Below are 18,147 nucleotides of genomic sequence, written 5' to 3'. Positions count from 1 at the left end.
TTATGGTATTTTTTAAAGAATGAGTCCTAGTTCTAAAATTGTTTAAATACGAAAAAATGAAAGGAGGTCTGATGGTTTAAAAAATGGCGATTATCTAAACGCATAATTTTAAATAAATAATTAATCAACTATTACTTATGAAACACAATTATTATCAAATTTTCAAAAGCTTCTTATTGCTAGCCATTATGGTGCTAGGGAGCTTTGCGTCATTTGCTCAAGACCGCAAGGTTTCGGGTAAAGTGGTTGGTACTGATTCACAAGGTATCCCAGGCGTTAGTATATTGGTAAAAGGAACCAATACAGGAACAACTACTGACATTAATGGTGCATTTTCGGTTTCAGTTAAATCTGGAAGCGCTGTATTATCCATTTCTGCGGTAGGTTACAAAACCAAAGATGTTACTGTAGGTTCACAAACCTCTATTTCGGTTACATTAGAAGAAGATGTTAGCCAATTGAGCGAGGTTATCGTAACAGGTTACTCTGTAACCAACAAAAAAGAGTCTACTGCTGCAGCATCAATTGTTAAAGCAAAAGATTTACAAATTGCCCCTTCAGGAAACGTTGAGCAACAATTACAAGGTCGTGTAGCCGGTGTTACATTGATCACTAACGGTCAGCCAGGAACTAACAGTATCATTCGTGTACGTGGTTTTGGTGCTTTCGGTGGTAACGAGCCATTGTACATTGTTGATGGAGTACCAGTAGGTTCTACTGATTTCTTATCACCAGATGATATTGAAAGTACTACTGTATTGAAAGATGCGGCTGCAGCTTCTATCTATGGAGCGCGTGCTGCTAACGGTGTAATCGTTTATACTACTAAGCGTGGTACAAAAGGAAAAAAACCTTTACAAATTACTTATGATGGATTGTACGGTGGTACAGACCCTAACGTTGGAGGAGCTCCAAAAATGTTGACTCCACAAGAGCAAGCAGATTGGACTCACGTAGCATACCGTAACAACGCGGCAGCTAACGGAACGGCTGTTTCTTATTCTCACCCACAATACGGTACATCTGCACAAGCTACTTTACCGACATATTTGCATTTTAACGGTGCAAATGGAGTTAGAGGTGCTGTAGACATGGCTGCTGCTCAAGCTGCTTATGCTGCTAGTCCATTAACTACTTTTGCTATTCGTCCAAACTTAGCTGGTACTAACTGGTATGATGAGATTACTCGTTTTGGTAATACTCAACGTCACTCTTTAGGATTCAGTGGTGGAACAGACAATGGTCGTTTCTACATTGGTTTATCAGCTCAAGAGCAACAAGGTATCTTATTAGAAAACGATTTCCGTCGTTATTCAGCTCGTTTTAACTCTGAATTTGATTTAGGAAAGCACGTTAGAATTGGTGAGAACTTACAGTTTACTTACCGTTCAGTTAGAGGTCAATCAGGTGGTAACGGTGGTTTAGGTATTGCTGGTGATGAGTCAGTTATCTTATCAGCTTATCGTATGCCAACAGTTATTCCTGTATACGATGATTTTGGAAGTTTTGCATCTACAAGAGCTGCAGGTTTCAACAACCCTCGTAACCCAGTACGTTCATTAATGACTAACCAAATCAACGACCAAAACTACAATGCTAACGCAGTAGGTAACGTGTACGTTGAGTATGAGCCAATCAAAGATTTGATCATCAAATCAAGCATTGGAGGTCAATACAATAACTCTTACTTTGTAAATTATAACTATAAGTACTTAGGAGACTCAGAGCCAGAAGCTTCTGATAGTTTCTCTGAAGGTTCAGGTTATTCTTTTGCTTGGGTATTCTCAAATACAGCTTCTTACAAATATCAGTGGAGAAAGCACGGTATCAAAGCATTAGCAGGTATCGAATCATTGAACACGGGTCGTGGTCGTAGTATCTCAGGATCGGGTATCAACCCATTCTCGATGGACTTAGACTTCGTTACTTTGAACGCTGTTCAGTCGCCAGTAGTTAACTCTAACTTATTCAGTGGTGTTAATTTCTACTCATTATTCGGTAAAGCTGATTATAACTTCAACGAGAAGTATTACTTAACAGCAGTTGTTCGTCGTGACGGTTCATCTCGTTTCGGTTCTCAAAATCGTTACGGTATTTTCCCTGCATTCTCTGCAGCTTGGCGTGTGACTTCTGAGGAGTTCATGAAAGACCTTCCAGGAATCACGGATTTGAAAATTCGTGGAGGTTGGGGAGAAATGGGTAACTCAAACAACGTAGACCCAGCTAACCAGTATTCATTGTACGCTGCAAGACGTGATGTTTCTTTCTATCCAATCGATGGTCAGAGCTCAGGAGCTAACGAAGGTTATATCCGTTCACGTATTGGTAACCCTGCTGCTAAGTGGGAGACTTCAGAAACAACAAACATCGGTTTCGATGCTACTTTCTTAAACGGTAAGTGGGAAGTTGTATTTGATTTATGGAGAAAAGATACGCGTGATTTGTTATTCAACGTACCACTTCCTGCGGTTGTTGGACCAAACGCATCGGCTCCTTCAGTTAACGTAGCAAAAATGCGTAACGAAGGTATCGACTTCCAAGTAATTAACCGAGGTAATATTACCAACGAGTTGAAATACGAATTGACTTTCAATAATTCATTCTTGAAAAACGAAATCATCGCATTCGCTCCAGGTATCACAAACTTAACTGGTGGTGGTTTCCGTGGTATTACTCCTGTTCGTATGGAGATCGGACGTTCATTGTCTTCATTCTATGGTTACAAAGTAATTGGATATTTCAATACAGCTGCTGAGGTGACAAGTGCACCAGCTCAATCAGGTGCAGGTGTTGGTCGTTTCCGTTATGCTGACATGAATGGTGATGGTAAAATCACTCCAGATGACCGTACTTATTTAGGTTCTCCAGTACCAACTTACACAGGAGGTATCAACGTAGGTTTAACTTACAGAGCGTTTGATTTAAATATGTATGTATATGCTTCTGCTGGTAACAAAATCTGGAACCAGTCTAAGTGGTTTACTGATTTCCACGGATCATTCGAAGGTTCTGGTAAAGGAGAGCGTGCTAAGCAATCTTGGACTCCAGCATTAGGAAATAGTGCAGAGGCTCCAATTTGGGAATCAGCATCTAACATCTCTACCAATGGTGCAGAGAACTCATGGTATGTAGAAGACGGAGATTATATCCGTTTCCAGAATATCTCTTTAGGATATAACATTCCTTCGAAATTCTCTTCTAAACTTGGTATCAAACGTGCGAAGTTGACTCTTTCTGCAAACAACTTGTTGACCTTTACTAAATACAAAGGTTTAGATCCAGGTGTTGGTGGTGCAGCCGATACTAGTTTTGGTATTGACGTAGGTAACTACCCAGTTACTCGTTCATTCAACGCTGCTATCAACTTGTCATTTTAATCCGCGAAAGCCAATTTAAATTAAAATAAAATGAAAAAATATCATATTTTAAAACGATTAGCCTTAGTAAGTGCATCTGCATTTACCTTGACATTCGCTTGTAAAGATCAGTTTTTAGAGGTTTTGCCTACTGGTTCATTAGCCCAGGCACAATTAACTTCTAAGGCTGGTGTTGAGGGTACTTTGATTGGAGCTTATTCTGCTTTGGCAGCAAAAAACTTTACTCAAGTAGCTGCTTCTAACAACTGGCTTTGGGGTTCAATCCTTGGTGGAGAGAACAACAAAGGAACAGATGCTGGAGACTTTTCTGCCATTAACCCGATGCAACGCTATGAAACTTCACCTGTACAAGGAGAGGTTAATGGTACTTGGCAAGCAAAATACGAAGGTATCGCGCGTGCTAATGCAACGATTAATTTAGCCAATGAGTCTAAAGCTCTTTCTGCTGCAGAAAAAACTCGTATCATTGCTGAAGCTCGTTTCTTACGTGCTCACTTTTACTTTGAGTTGAAGCGTTTATTCAACTCTGTTCCATATGTTGATGAGACAATGGATTATGGTAAAGGCATTGAGAAAGTAGCTAACACACCAGATATCTGGGGTAAAATCGATGCAGATTTCAAATTTGCGTACGACAACTTGCCTGAAACTCAGTCTTCAGCAGGTCGTGCTAACAAATGGGCAGCTGGTGCTTACTTAGGTAAGTCTTTGTTGTACCAAGGAAAATTTGCAGAAGCTAAAGCTATCTTCACAACAGTGATTGCTAGTGGTAAAACTACCAATGGTAAGAAATACGGCTTGGTACCAAGATTCCAAGATGTATTCAACGCAGCGAATGATAACAACGAAGAAGCAGTATTTGCTATTCAGTCATCTATGAATACAGGTAACGTTAATAACTCGAATGCATTCGACGTATTGAACTACCCATACAACACAGGTACTGATGGTCCAGGTAACTGCTGCGGATTCTTCCAACCTTCATTCTCTCTAGCAAATGCTTACCGTACTAAAGACGGTTTACCATTATTGACTGAAGTAAACGGTGGTCCAGCTTATAACGCACCTGAAAATGCGGTTAAGCATGACTATAAATTAGCTTCTAGCGATGCATTTACAGAAGATAACGGTCCATTGGATCCACGTATTGACCACACGATCGGTCGTCGTGGTATTCAGTACTTAGACTGGATCGAGCACCCTGGTAAAAACTGGATTCGTGATCAAACTTATGCAGGTCCATATTCTCCTAAGAAATATGTGTATTACAAAACTCAGGAAAATACTTTGACTGATGGTTCTGGTTGGACACGTGGTTATGCCACTCTTAACTACAACATCATTCGTTTTGCTGATGTATTGTTAATGGCTGCTGAGGCTGAAATCAAAGGTGGTGGAAGTTTAGCTACTGCTTTAGGTTATATCAACCAAGTACGTTCACGTGCGGCTAATCCTTCTAGCTTTGTTAGAAATGCCAAGACTGGTGAATTAGAAGCAAACTATGTCATCGCTCCTTATGCTGCATTTGCAAGCGCAGACGAGGCATTGAAAGCACTTAAAATGGAGCGTATGTTGGAATTAGCTACAGAAGGTCACCGTTTCTTCGACTTAGTTCGTTGGGGTGATGCACCAAAAGTGTTACAAGCTTACCTAGATTATGAAGGTAAAATCTTAGTAACGATGTTTGGTGGTGCTAAATTCACTACTGGTAAGGAATATCTTCCTATCCCACAAGCTCAAATTGATATCCAAGGAACTTCTATCCTGAAGCAAAATCCTAGTTATTAATTGATTGCATTTTATTCTAAAAAAGGTGGGAACTTGTTCCCACCTTTTTTAATTTTAGCCTAGTAATTTTAATATGATGAATTCTCGACAACTACTTTATTTTAGTCTACTTTTCATAGGCATTATTTCATGTAAAAGTAAGACCACTTTCGAACTTCTGCCAAGTGATCAAACAGGCATTCATTTTTCCAATCAAATTGTCGAAAGCGACACCTTGAATATTTTGAAGTATGAATACCTCTACAATGGTAGCGGGGTTGGAATGGGTGATTTTAATAATGATGGTTTATTGGATTTGTTCTTTTCAGGCAATCAAGCTAATGGAACTTTGTACCTCAACAAAGGTGAAATGAAGTTTGAAGATGTCTCAAAAAAGGCAGGGATTGATACAAAGAACCGTTGGTGTGCAGGCGTTAGTGTGGTGGATATCAATGGGGATGGATTGCTTGATGTCTATGTATCGGTAACATTAAAAAATGGAGACAAAGACCGGGAGAATTTATTGTTTGTCAATCAAGGCATCAAAGAGGGTATTCCTACCTTCAAAGAAATGGCCGTGGAATATGGTATTAATGATTCAGGGCATAGTCAACATGCTGCATTTTTTGATTATGATAAAGATGGCGATCTAGATTTATATGTTTTAACGGATAAAATCACTGAATTCCCTTCTCTTTTTCGTCCTAAAGTAAATGACGGTTCTTATCCTAATACCGATCGTTTGTACCGAAATGAATGGTCTGAAACATTGAAACATCCTGTATTCACCAATGTGTCCAAAGAAGCAGGAATAACTTTGGAGGGATTTGGTTTAGGAATCAATATCTGTGATATCAATCAAGATAATTGGCCAGATATTTATGTGACCAATGATTATGTATCGGATGATATATTATACATCAATAATCAAAATGGGACATTTACTGACCAATCTAAAGCTTATTTTAAGCATACGAGTTTGAGCGCCATGGGTAATGATGTGGCAGACATCAATAATGATGGTTTGGCGGATATTGTTGCCTTGGATATGCTTCCCAAAAGTAATGATCGAAAAAAGCAATTAGCCCCAGGTAATCATTACCAAACGTATGTCAACAGTGATACTTATGGGTACACGTACCAATATATGCGTAATTCCTTGCAATTGAATGCGGGTAAACAAGCTAATGGTCAACCCTATCCTTTCCAAGAAATAGGATTGATGGCCGGAGTAGCGGAAACGGAATGGAGCTGGTGTCCATCTTTAGCTGATTTTGATAACGATGGTTACCGTGATTTATTGATTACCAATGGTTTTCCTAAAGATGTTACAGATCGAGATTTTATGTCGTATCAGGCGGAATCCAAACGTTTGACTTCTGAAGCTATCATGTTGGAAAAATTGCCTGTCATCAAAATCAATAATTATGCCTATAAAAATATGGGTGGTTTGAAGTTTGAGGATGTGAGTGCCAACTGGGGAATCAATATTGCTTCTTTTTCCAATGGTGCGGTTTATGGCGATTTGGATAATGATGGAGATTTGGACTATGTAGTCAATAACATCAATGATGAAGCTTTTGTCTATAAGAACAACACCATTGACCAAGAAAAGGAGAAGTCGCAGTTTTTGCGGGTTAAATTTGAAGGGAAAGGTAAAAATCTATTAGGTATTGGGGCAAAAATTGAAGGTGTTTTTGCAGATGGTTCTCGCTTTTATTATGAAAATACACCCTATAGAGGATACTTATCTAGCGTAGAAACCGTTGCGCATATTGGTTTGGGATCTAAATTAGCCATTAAAGAAATGCGTATTTTTTGGCCGAATGATTCCATGCAAGTGATTAAAAATCCGGGCAAAAATAAAGTGTTGACGGTGAAAATAGGTGATGCTAAATTGCCTATTAATGCTATGTTTGACCAAGAGAAACCTCTTTTGGAAGAAATAAGTAGCAATTTGGCATTAACTGATGTGCACAAAGAATACGATTTTGTGGATTTTAATTTTCAAATTTTAACTCCGTTTAAATTATCTCAATTAGGTCCTGGTTGTTCGGTGGGGGACGTTAATGGAGATGGATTGGAAGACTTTTTTGTCGGAGGTGCTAAGTTCTATTCTGGGCTTTTCTATCTGCAACAAGCCAATGGCAAATTTGTATCAAAACCTCTCGAAGGAGTTATTGAGCAGCCCAAAAAGATGGGAGAGGATTTAGGCTCTTTGTTGGCTGATTTTGACAAAGATGGGGATTTGGATTTATACATTACCCGTGGTGGAACAGAGGATAAAGCCAATTCTCCAAGCTTTCAAGACGTGTTATATAAGAACGACGGCAAAGGTAATTTCACTTTAGATGTGGCAGCTTTGCCTGTATTTTTAGAGAGTAATTCCGCTGTAAGGTCCATTGATTTTGATCGCGATGGAGATTTGGATTTATTTGTTAGTGGAAGAAACGTGCCATTTGAATATCCTAAAGGCACAGTATCTCGCTTATTACGTAACGATTCCAAGGCGGGTCAAATTAAATTTACAGATCAAACAGCTCAATGGGCCCCTGAACTTTTACAAGCATCTTTGATATGTGATGCTATTTGGACAGATGTTAATCAAGACGGTTGGGTAGATTTGGTTTTAGCCGGAGAATATTTGCCGATTCAAGTTTTTGAAAATCAAAAGGCTAAATTGAAAAAACTCAATGAAACAGGATTAGAGAAATATACTGGCCTGTGGGCTTCTATTACAAGTGCGGATTTTGACCAAGATGGGGATATGGATTTTATTGCCGGTAACATGGGTAAAAACACTATTTTACGTGCCAATAGCAAACAACCCGTGGAAATTGTACATGGAGATTTAGATGGAAATGGATTATATGATCTTATCCCTTTCGTGTATTTCCAAAGCCCTAAAGGATTGTATGAATCTTATCCTTTGTTTGGTAAAGATGATACACATAAGCAATTGAATGCCACACGTGCTCGCTATGTGTACTATAAAGACTTTGGTAAAGCCAAGCAAGAAGACTTATTTACGGATGCTGAAAAAAAGAAATCTTCGAAAGTATCTTTTACAGAAAATGCTTCCGTCTACATTGAAAATCTAGGAAAAGGCAAATTTGTGGTACATGAATTACCTGCTATGGCCCAGGTTTCAGCTATGAATGGAATGCAAGTTATCGACATCAACCAAGATGGCTTTTTAGATGTGCTGTTTGTTGGAAACAATTATGGCAATGAGGTTTCTACAGGAAGATACGATGCTTCTAATGGCGGGGTCTTATTAGGTGATGGAAAAGGTAAATTTAGATACCAGCAAAATTCTGGGCTTTTTGTTCCCAATGATGCTAAATCTTTAGTCAGTATTCAGCTAGGTAAAGATCAGTTAGGATTCATTGCTTTACAAAATAGAGGAGCCATGCACGTCTTTAAGCCTGTTAAAAGTTTTGTCCCATTAGCGAAAGCTGGGAAAGATTTTACTTACCAGTTCTTAGGTAAGAAACAAAAAGTTAACTGGAACTATGGTTCTTCTTACTTGAGCCAAAGTGCTTCTGCTCAGGGTTTTGTGCCAAGGGGAGCTAGTTTAGCGAATTAAGTTTTTGAAATAAGTCAGTTGAAGTCCAGGAGTCAATTTGGTTCCTGGTTTCACTGCACCGAATTGATAATTACCTAAAATGATATCGATATCACCATCTTTATCCACGTCTCCTGCATCCATGCAGATATAATGACCACCTGCTCCAATATTTAAATTACTAACTTGGAAGGTCATATTTCCTTGGTTCTGAAAATAGAGAAAGTTTTCATTGCGTCCTTTATCGTTTTCTGCAAAAAAGGCAATCATGGCCAAATCTAAATCTCCGTCTTGGTCGAAGTCCCTAGCTACTGTTTTAGATGCTCCATAAGATGGGTAAAAATAGCCTTCCTTAAAGTTATTTCTTCCGTCATTCAGGTATACATGAACTCCATGAAAGGCCTTTTTCGATCTAGAGTAATCTGCATTATCCCCGTTGGAAACAATGATGTCGTCGTGCCCATCTTTATTCATATCAGCCACTTCCATATAGCTACTACCAAATACCGAATCAAATTGTAGTAATGGTTTTTCCACAAAAATACCTTGGCCTTTATTGATGAATAAGGACACACCTTCACGAGACTGTGCCATCAAAACCAATAAATCGGGTTTTCCATCACCTGTGTAATCTTTAATCACAACATTTCTTGCTCCTGCTTGGGCTTTTAATACATGTCGACTTTTATTTTTTCCATCAATCCAGGTTAATTGACCTCGCTCAAAGCCATACTCGCAGATGACAAAGTCTTGAACGCCATCGCTATTAAAATCACTGATTTGGATATCTACAGGTCTTTTGAGAGAATCAATCATTGCTTCCATTTTCCCTTGAGCATTGATGCCATACATGTTCCCAATTTTTTCATCATTGGGGTACATTTTACCAATGGCCAATAAATAGGGTTTGCCTTCTAAAATTTGGGTTAATGCTACCGGACTATTGGTTTCAATCGACTTTTTAACTTGCTTATTTGCATCCAATACCCATAAGGTACGATTTCTTGTTCCTGCCCAAACTTCAGGTTTGTCGGGATGAATTCGAAGTGAAATAACGACACCCAATTGGTCTTTTTTTGAAATAAATGATTCTTCCTTGAAATGCAATGTAGCCGTGCTGATTGGACTTCTTTGCTTTTGTGGCATTGGTTTTTCTGGGGCATTTTTGACATAATAATCCACGATGGATTGCCAATCTTCTTCACTGATTTTAGGATCCAGTGGGTAGATGTCCATGGCCATGGCACTTTGGTATTGCTCCTCCGAGATGCGAGTCATCAACTGAAATCGATCACCTATTCCTAAACGATAGCCCATTTCGGGTAAGACGCCATCTTTCCATGTCTTTTTATCGAGTAATGAAGGGTCAGGGAATTTGTGGCAAGAAGAACAGGTCTCCTTGGCTAGAGCTTCACTTTTTTCTTCAGCACTTTGTTGACAAGCAGTAAATAATATGGAAATAATGAATAGAGAGGCAATTAATCGCATGTTATTGAACATTGGTATTTTGAACAGCCGTAGAATCGATGCCTACTTTTCCACTACACGTGAAATCAAACACAAATTTTTCTGGTTTTAAGAAAGGCATTTTTCTGTACCCTTCTATGGCTAATGATTGGTCGGAATAAACTTTTTCCATGAATTTGGCATAGGCAGGCATAGCCATTTTGGCTCCTTGGCCCAAGGCTAAAGATCTAAAGTGTATGCTTCGATCATCTCCACCAACCCAAACCCCTGCTACTAGTTTCTGGGTGACTCCCATGAACCAACCATCAGAGTAATTGGAAGTGGTACCTGTTTTGGCACCAATTTCATTGCCCGCTACTATGGATGTTCTCTTTAATCCTTCCGCTGTACCTCCAGGTTCCTGAACAGCACCTTGCAACATGTAGGTCATCAAGTAAGCAGTTTCTGGTTTAATCGCGGCTTTGGCGGTTGGAGAAAATTCGCGTAAAACATTTCCAACTTTGTCGGTTATTTTCAATATCAAAATAGGCTCAATTCGTTCGCCTGCGTTGGCGAAAGTACTGTAGGCAGATACTTGCTCAAATACAGATACTTCAGAAGCTCCTAAGCAAAGAGAAGGGCCTTCATATAAAGGGCTGCTAATACCTGCCTTATGGGCAAATTCAGCAATTTTCTGTGGCCCCATTTCTTTCATTAATTTAGCGGAAATGGTATTGATAGATAAGGCCATGGCCCTTCTTAATTTAAGCTTTTCATAGCTATATTTTCCATCCGAGTTTTGTGGTGTCCATGTACCATTGGTTAAGCCATCTTCCTCGCCAAAGGTCACTGGTTCGTCAATCAATTCATCACATGGAGTGGCAATCTCATTTTCTATTGCTGCACCGTAGACAAAAGGTTTGAAGGTTGATCCAGGCTGTCTTTTACTTTGGGTAATGTGATCAAACTTAAAGTACTTATAATTGATTCCGCCTATCCAAGCTTTCACGTGGCCGTTGGTGGGATCCATGGCCATAAAACCACAATTCAAAATTCGCTTGTAATAGTTAAGTGAATCCATGGAACTCATAGTAGTATCGATATCTCCTTGGTAGGAAAATACTGTCATTTTTACTTTTCTATTCAATTCTTCCCACACTTTGAATTCATCATTATTGTATGCCGCCATTAATTCACGATAACGATCTGTGCGTTTCATGGCATCTTTCAAGAAGCCTTTGATTTCTTTCATTTCTTCATTGACCCAGGGATTTCTTCCTTTCCAATGAGAATAAAACAAGCTTTGCTCTGCCTTCATATGCTCCTGTATGGACTCTTCGGCATATTTTTGCATGCGGGAATCTATGCTAGTATATATGCGTAATCCAGAAGTGTAGAGATTGATTTGTTGGTCTTCTGGGCGATCCGCATTGATTTCCTTGATGACTGACAAAATCTGTTTACGAATACTTTCTCTGAAATATGGCGCAGCGCCTGTATTTTGATTTTCTACTTTAAATTTTAGGTTCAATGGACTTTCCATCATGCTACGTGCTTCATCTTCCAATACGTAGTCGTATTTTGCCAATTGACCTAAGACCACATTGCGTCTTTCCAACGTTTTTTCCGGTCTGATCCTCGGGTCATACAGGGATGGATTTTGTAGTAAACCTATCAAAGTGGCAGCTTCTGGTAAAGAAACTGTTTTTACATCTTTTTGGAAATAAGTCCGACACGCCACTTGTATACCGTAAGCATTATTACCAAAACTGACCTCATTGAGATACATGGCCATAATTTCTTGTTTGGTATATCGGCGCTCCAATTTGATGGCTAATATCCATTCCTTGACTTTAGCAATGGCCGTTTTTAATCCACCTATTTTCATGAGTAGACCCATGTAAAGGGGATCGTCTTCCCCGAACTCCACCGAGCGGGTATGAAATAGATTTTTGGCCAATTGTTGTGAAATGGTGCTACCACCTCCTGAAGTTCCAAAACTTAATACTACACGCATCATGGAACGCATATCGATACCTGAGTGTGTGGTGAATCGGGCATCTTCCGTGGCCATCAAGGTGTTGATAATGGTGGGAGAAAGGTCTTCAAATTCTACTGGGTTTCTGTTTTCTCGAAAGTATTTACCAATTTCTTGACCATCCTCGGAAATCAAAAGAGAGGCTTCCTGACTTTTGGGATTTTCTAATTCATACAAACTAGGCATTCCGCCAAACAGCCATAGAAAGTTGAAGTTAACGGCCGTGATGAATAGAACTGCAAACAGCGTGGAGCCCAAAAGAAATTTATACGTAAATCGAATCAGTTTTAGATATTTTCCCTCTTCAAATTCGAACATGTTAGTTTTTATTTTTAGTATAGGCTTTCAATAAAGCTTCAGCCTCTGTTGTTAAAGGGCTTTTTGGGAAAGCCTGAATGAAGTTTTTCAAATTATCTTGGTAGCTGGTGAATTCTTTTAGTCCACCATAGCAAAGCGCTTTTAAAAATACGACTTTATCTTCTAAGTTACTACCTGGAAATTGCTGTAAGATTTGTTGGCATTGCCGAGAAGCTTCTGTATAATTATTGGCCTTGAATTGCCCATAGGCTAATTCGTATGCCTTTTGTGCCGCCAACTCATTGCTTTCAGTTAAGCTACCATTCTCTATTTTTAAAATAAGTTGTTTGAAATAGGCAGTTGGAAAACGATCAAACAAATTACTGCGGTAATTCTTTTGCTCAGGGGAGTCTTTGTCGCTACTTAAATACAATAAGTAAAGCGCCTCAGCTTCATGACTAGTACCTGGGTAATTTGTCAATAATTTTTTCAGTAATTGAGTGGCTTGTTCCTTTTCTCCTAGTTCCAAACGAACAAATTTCCCTAATTCAAACAAGGCATCTTCTTCCCTTTTTTTCACTTGAGCAATTTGAGCTGGACTTTTTGGTATCGAGTTTAGCCAAATTTGTAGGGAATCATTCACAACAGGATTATTGCTGTTTGTCTTCGTATTTTCCGAAGTGGCTCCTGCATTATTTTGTGTTAAATCTACAATCCGATTGGTCAGGTTATTGTTTTTATTTTTACGATTCCAAAAGTCCTCCAAGGTCCTAACCCCCCATTTATTACTAAATTCTTGCTGACCTTGTATTCTCGCTTGATCGTTGTTGAAATAAAAACTTTGTTGCTCTGGACTAGCGGGTCTACGTGTAAAAACGACATTATTTTGTAGGGCTGCTGTTTTACTCAATAATGAATCTGTTTTTCTTTGCTGCTTTTTTTGAGTCTTTTGGTACATGTCTGTCAATTCTGCTAAAGACATGTTACTTAATTTTAATAGGGAGTCTTCCTGACTTAATGCTTTGCTTAATTGCAGGTAATTAGACCAGGTTGATTTTAGTTTTTGTGTGGAAGCAAAAGCCGGATGATTGGGATTAATGGAGGTAGCGGCACTATCATAGTATTTGGCTGCCTCATCGAATCGTTTCAATTGTTTGGCAAAAAGATTTCCCAATTGTAAATAAAGCTCTCCACGGTCGCTTCCGCTTTTTCCACCTTTAGTCCAATAGTCCTTTGCCTTATCAAATTCTTTATTTTTGAAATATATTTCTCCTAAAGCTGCATATAAGGCAGGTACATGGTCCTCATTCTTAGGTTCCCGAATCATTTTTTCTAATTCTTCTGGGGCATTGTTTAACTGATGGACGGATAAAGTGGCATGGAATTGTAAATCATAGCTGGCCTTGGATTTTTTTACGGCAGCATAATTTTCCAGAGCTAAATTATTTTTCCCTTGTGACTCGAATAACTGACCCAAAATATAACGCAGTCGGGCTTTTTCCTCACCAGATGAAAGGGAAGGTATGATTTCTTCCAATAGTGCAATGGTTGGAATTATCTCGTTTTTGCTTTGGTGAAAATAGGCTCTGGATAATAAATAGCTGTTTTTTTGCGACGGATTAAGGTCTAAGCTTTGAATGAATTCACCTACTTTTTCTGCGGAAGTGAAATCATGCTGATGGGTATAAATTTGGTGTAAATGAATCAGCGAAGTACTTTGAGATCGAGAATCATTATCAATGGAATTAACAAATTTGAAAGTCTCTAGAGCATTTTTGAAGTCTTTTTTGATGTAGCGACCCCAACCAATCAAGGTATAGGCATCATCTACAAAATGAGAATTTTGATGGCGGTCAATCACCAAAGAAGCTTTTTTAATCACTAAATCTATGTCCGCAGCATGTTGCTGGCCGAAAGTCGAATCTATCGCCGGAATGATGGGTAAAATGGATTTATAATCCTCTTTATGTTCTTCCCAAAACTTCTTTTGTATGGTCTTTTTTAAGCGATCAGCTTGCCAAATGGCATTGTATTTGGCATTTAAATTATGAAATGCGACGGCAGCAGGCTTTGTGCTCTGTTGAGAACAGGCACTCACAAGAGCTAATAATCCGAGAAGCCAGAAACGTCTAATCATGTAGAAAACCAAAATTGTTCAAATTTACAATTTATCTCAACGAAAAAAGGATAAATTTAGCGTGGCTTTACGATTAATTTAATTCAAACTGATGAACTCATACCAAAAATACATTGGAGCAGCATTTCAAATGTTGGTAACCATCTTATTGGGAGTTTGGTTGGGTCGATATTTGGATGGATATTTTCATATGGAAAAGCCTTGGTTGACCATCGTTTTCTCTTTGGGTTCTATTGCCATTTCCATGGTAGGTTTGATTCGAAGTTTGCCAAAATAATTGCGAATTAGCTCGATTTATAAGCCGATATATTTCTGTAAATTGCTGAGATTTTCCATATTAACTCAAATTTTCCGTGTTCGAGGGTCGCAGACAAATACTTTTGTTGTTCTTTATCATCATTGGATTGGTGTTTTTAGGGAAGTTGTTTTTCCTTCAAGTGATTGATGATAGTTACGAAAAGGCGGCCGATAACAATGCGATTCGAAAAATTATTCAAATTCCATTTCGTGGAGAAGTATATGACCGCCATAATAAGCTGATTGTATACAATACGCCAGTGTATGATTTATACATTACGCCGCGTAAAGCTCATGTGCGAGATACTTTGCAGTTTTGCCAACTTTTTGGAATTACAAGAGCCTATTTTGATTCTACTTGTAAACAAGCCAAAATTTATTCTCGAGTGAAGCCCTATTTGTTTTTGAAACATTTATCCAAGGAAGATTTTGCTCGAGTTCAGGATGCTATGGTAGATTTCCCTGGGTTTACTTTTACGACTACTGCGTTTAGAACATATCAATCCAAGGCCTTTTCGAATGCATTGGGTTATGTGGCTGAGATTAATTCGAATTCCCTTCAAACACAAAAAGATGATTATTACCGACAAGGGGATTATGTAGGAGTATCCGGAATTGAAAGCTTTTACGAAGAAGATTTACGCGGCCAAAGGGGAGTGAAATACCGAATGGTGAATAGCAATGGGGTAGAGAAGGGGGATTTCAAAGAAGGCCGTTTGGACATTCAACCCATAGCCGGAAAGAATTTATATACGGGAGTTGATATTCGATTGCAGGAATATGCCGACAGTTTAATGCAACATAAAGTAGGTTCTGTGGTGGCTATTGAGCCAGCTACGGGTGAAATACTGACTATGGTATCTGCGCCTTCATATGACCCAAGTTTATTAGCGGGGCGTAATTTTTCCAAGTATTACCAAGATTTAGCTTTGGATCCCATGAAGCCCTTGCTGAACCGACCACCCTCAGCTTATTACCGTCCTGGATCAACTTTTAAATTGATTCAAGCATTGGTTGGATTGCAGTTGGGAATCATTACACCGGGAAGTGTATTTACTCACGCTGGGGCCCCTGTCAAATGCCACTCGCACAATACCTCGCATAACGATTTACATAATGCCATTCAATGGTCTTGTAACCCATATTTTTATCATGCATTTCGAAAGATTTTATATGAGGATACGCAGGGGAATACCTATGAGCGATCAGCTCAAGGTTTGCAACGATGGTCAGAATTAGTGGCCAATTTTGGTTTTGGAAGGAAGTTAGGGGTTGATTTAGGTAATGAGAAAAAGGGAATTTTACCGAATGTAGAATATTACAATAAGGTTTACAAAGGAGAAAATACTTGGAAGTTTTCCAATATTTATTCCTTGAGTATAGGTGAAGGTGAATTGGTAGTCAATCCATTGAAAATGGCCAATGTGGCTGCCATTATTGCCAATCGAGGCTGGTATATTCCTCCTCATTTGGTCAAGGCCATTGGGGATAATAAAGTGGTGGATCCTTTTTATAAAACCCCAGTTTCTGTAGGAATTGACTCAAAGCATTTTGGTGTGGTGATTGAAGGTATGAAAGATGCTGTTTTACATGGAACTGTAGGAGGGGACGGTAAAATTCCAGATATCGTGATGTGTGGGAAAACAGGAACTTCACAAAATGCCAAAGGAGAAGATCACTCTGTGTTTATTGCCTTTGCACCTAAAGACAATCCAAAGATTGCTATTGCTGTTTTTGTGGAAAATGCAGGTTTTGGAGGTTTTGCGGCAGCCCCAATTGCGTCTTTAATCATTGAAAAATATTTGAAAGGTAAAGTTGACAGGAAGGCTGTGGAGGAGAAATTTATGAATAAAAGCTATCTTCCTAATGTGTTATCTGTGACAGGACCTTGACCTTCAAAAACTAAAAAAGATACCTTAAAATGAGTAATCAAAACCAATTGGTGAGTAAGGTTGATTGGATTACCGTATCCCTGTATGCCCTATTTGTGTTGGCAGGTTGGATGAATATTTATTCGGCGGTGTACAATCCAGAGACTCATTTATGGATATTTGATGCTAAGTTTTATGATTCCAATGCCGGGAAACAATTGATTTGGATGGGGACTAGTTTAATACTCATCATTTGCATTTTTGCTATTGACTTTCGGTTTTTTGAAGCCTTTGCCCCCATCATTTATGCTAGTTTTATAGGTTTGTTGGTATTGGTGCCATTTTTGGGTGTTACTATAAACGGTTCACATTCCTGGTTTAAGTTTGGCACTATAACGATTCAACCTGCTGAATTTGCAAAAACCGCTACTGCCTTATTGTTAGCTAAATACATCAATGAACCACAGGTGAATTTATCCAAATGGAAAAACCAATGGATTGCAGCAGCCATTATTGGATTACCCATGATATTGATCATAGCTTCCAATGAAACAGGCTCAGCCTTGGTCTTTGCCTCTTTTTTGATTTTGCTTTATCGAGAAGGTTTACCCGGTGAATATCCTGGTTTATTCATTGGTTCAGTGACCATTTTTGTTTCAGCATTGTTATTGAGTCCATGGACTATTTTAGCTACACTCATCGTCATAGCAGGAATTATCATAGCACTTTCTCCGATTTACGTTCAACGCTTAAAACAAACCTATACGAAAGCTGCCTTTTTCATTGTGGGAATTATGTTCATGGTTTTTTTGGTCGATTTAGCGGTCAATAAAGTATTAAAAGAGCATCAGCGAAATCGCATCAAGGTATTGATTGACCCCTCTTTTGATCCAAGAGGTTTAGGTTATCAAGTGACGCAATCCAAAATTGCCATTGGATCGGGAGGTTTTTGGGGTAAAGGCTACCTACAGGGGACTCAAACGAAATTTGATTTTGTACCGGAGCAAAGTACCGACTTTATTTTTTGTACCATTGGGGAAGAGCATGGCTTTTTTGGGGTGATGGTAGTGATACTTTTATTTGTGGCATTTTTATGGCGGCTCATGTATTTGGCAGACCAGCAGCGATCTCGGTTTGCTCGAGCTTATGGATATGGAGTGGTGGGGATTTTATTTTTTCACTTTTTGGTGAATATTGGAATGACGATAGGCTTAATGCCAATCATGGGGATTCCTCTACCATTTTTTAGTTATGGAGGTTCATCTCTTTGGTCATTTACCATACTATTGTTTATATTTCTGAAATTAGATTCGCATCGTTCGGATATGCTTTCTCGATAATTACCTAAA

9 protein-coding genes are annotated in these 18,147 nt (G+C 38.9%); 6 read left to right on the top strand and 3 right to left on the bottom strand.

The features are described from left to right. The first annotated feature begins 137 nt into the window (after positions 1-137). The 3 genes from G9H60_RS04215 to G9H60_RS04205 all read left to right on the top strand — a co-directional run bounded on the left by G9H60_RS04215 (position 138) and on the right by G9H60_RS04205 (position 8,733). Entirely contained in the window at positions 138-3,377 is a 3,240-nt protein-coding gene (locus G9H60_RS04215; RefSeq protein WP_223142863.1) for a SusC/RagA family TonB-linked outer membrane protein, read from the top strand. Between the two features lie 30 nt (positions 3,378-3,407). Next, the gene (locus tag G9H60_RS04210) at positions 3,408-5,165 is read left to right on the top strand and encodes a RagB/SusD family nutrient uptake outer membrane protein (RefSeq protein WP_223142862.1); all 1,758 of its coding nucleotides are present in this window, start codon (positions 3,408-3,410) and stop codon (positions 5,163-5,165) included. A gap of 73 nt (positions 5,166-5,238) precedes the next feature. Further along, on the top strand, positions 5,239-8,733 hold the full coding sequence (locus tag G9H60_RS04205) for a VCBS repeat-containing protein (protein ID WP_223142861.1): 3,495 nt from the start codon (positions 5,239-5,241) through the stop codon (positions 8,731-8,733). Here G9H60_RS04205 and G9H60_RS04200 read toward each other — a convergent pair. The 3 genes from G9H60_RS04200 to porW are packed head-to-tail and all read right to left on the bottom strand — an operon-like array spanning position 8,722 to position 14,630. After that, entirely contained in the window at positions 8,722-10,200 is a 1,479-nt protein-coding gene (locus G9H60_RS04200; protein ID WP_223142860.1) for an FG-GAP repeat domain-containing protein, read from the bottom strand. The genes G9H60_RS04205 and G9H60_RS04200 overlap by 12 nt on opposite strands. A gap of 1 nt (position 10,201) precedes the next feature. After that, complete coding sequence (locus tag G9H60_RS04195; protein ID WP_223142859.1) at positions 10,202-12,514, bottom strand: penicillin-binding protein 1A; 2,313 nt, start codon at positions 12,512-12,514, stop codon at positions 10,202-10,204. A gap of 1 nt (position 12,515) precedes the next feature. Continuing rightward, positions 12,516-14,630, bottom strand: a complete 2,115-nt coding sequence (gene porW / locus G9H60_RS04190; protein WP_223142858.1) for a type IX secretion system periplasmic lipoprotein PorW/SprE — start codon at positions 14,628-14,630, stop codon at positions 12,516-12,518. A 91-nt stretch (positions 14,631-14,721) separates the two neighbouring features. Between porW and G9H60_RS04185 the strand changes: the two genes are divergently transcribed. The 3 genes from G9H60_RS04185 (at position 14,722) to rodA (ending at position 18,138) form a co-directional block, all read left to right on the top strand. After that, a complete protein-coding gene (locus tag G9H60_RS04185; RefSeq protein ID WP_166230224.1) occupies positions 14,722-14,907 on the top strand; it encodes an AtpZ/AtpI family protein in 186 nt (61 codons plus the stop codon). Between the two features lie 76 nt (positions 14,908-14,983). After that, positions 14,984-16,819, top strand: coding sequence for a penicillin-binding transpeptidase domain-containing protein (locus tag G9H60_RS04180; protein WP_223142857.1), 1,836 nt, complete (start codon positions 14,984-14,986; stop codon positions 16,817-16,819). Between the two features lie 29 nt (positions 16,820-16,848). Further along, entirely contained in the window at positions 16,849-18,138 is a 1,290-nt protein-coding gene (gene rodA / locus G9H60_RS04175; protein ID WP_223142856.1) for a rod shape-determining protein RodA, read from the top strand. Positions 18,139-18,147 lie beyond the last annotated feature (9 nt).

This window comes from Aquirufa aurantiipilula (assembly GCF_019923745.1).
In the GTDB taxonomy this organism is placed as follows: Bacteria; Bacteroidota; Bacteroidia; order Cytophagales; family Spirosomataceae; genus Aquirufa; species Aquirufa aurantiipilula.
The sequence above is the reverse complement of the archived record's forward strand: the minus strand, read 5'-3'. Positions and strand labels throughout refer to the sequence as shown.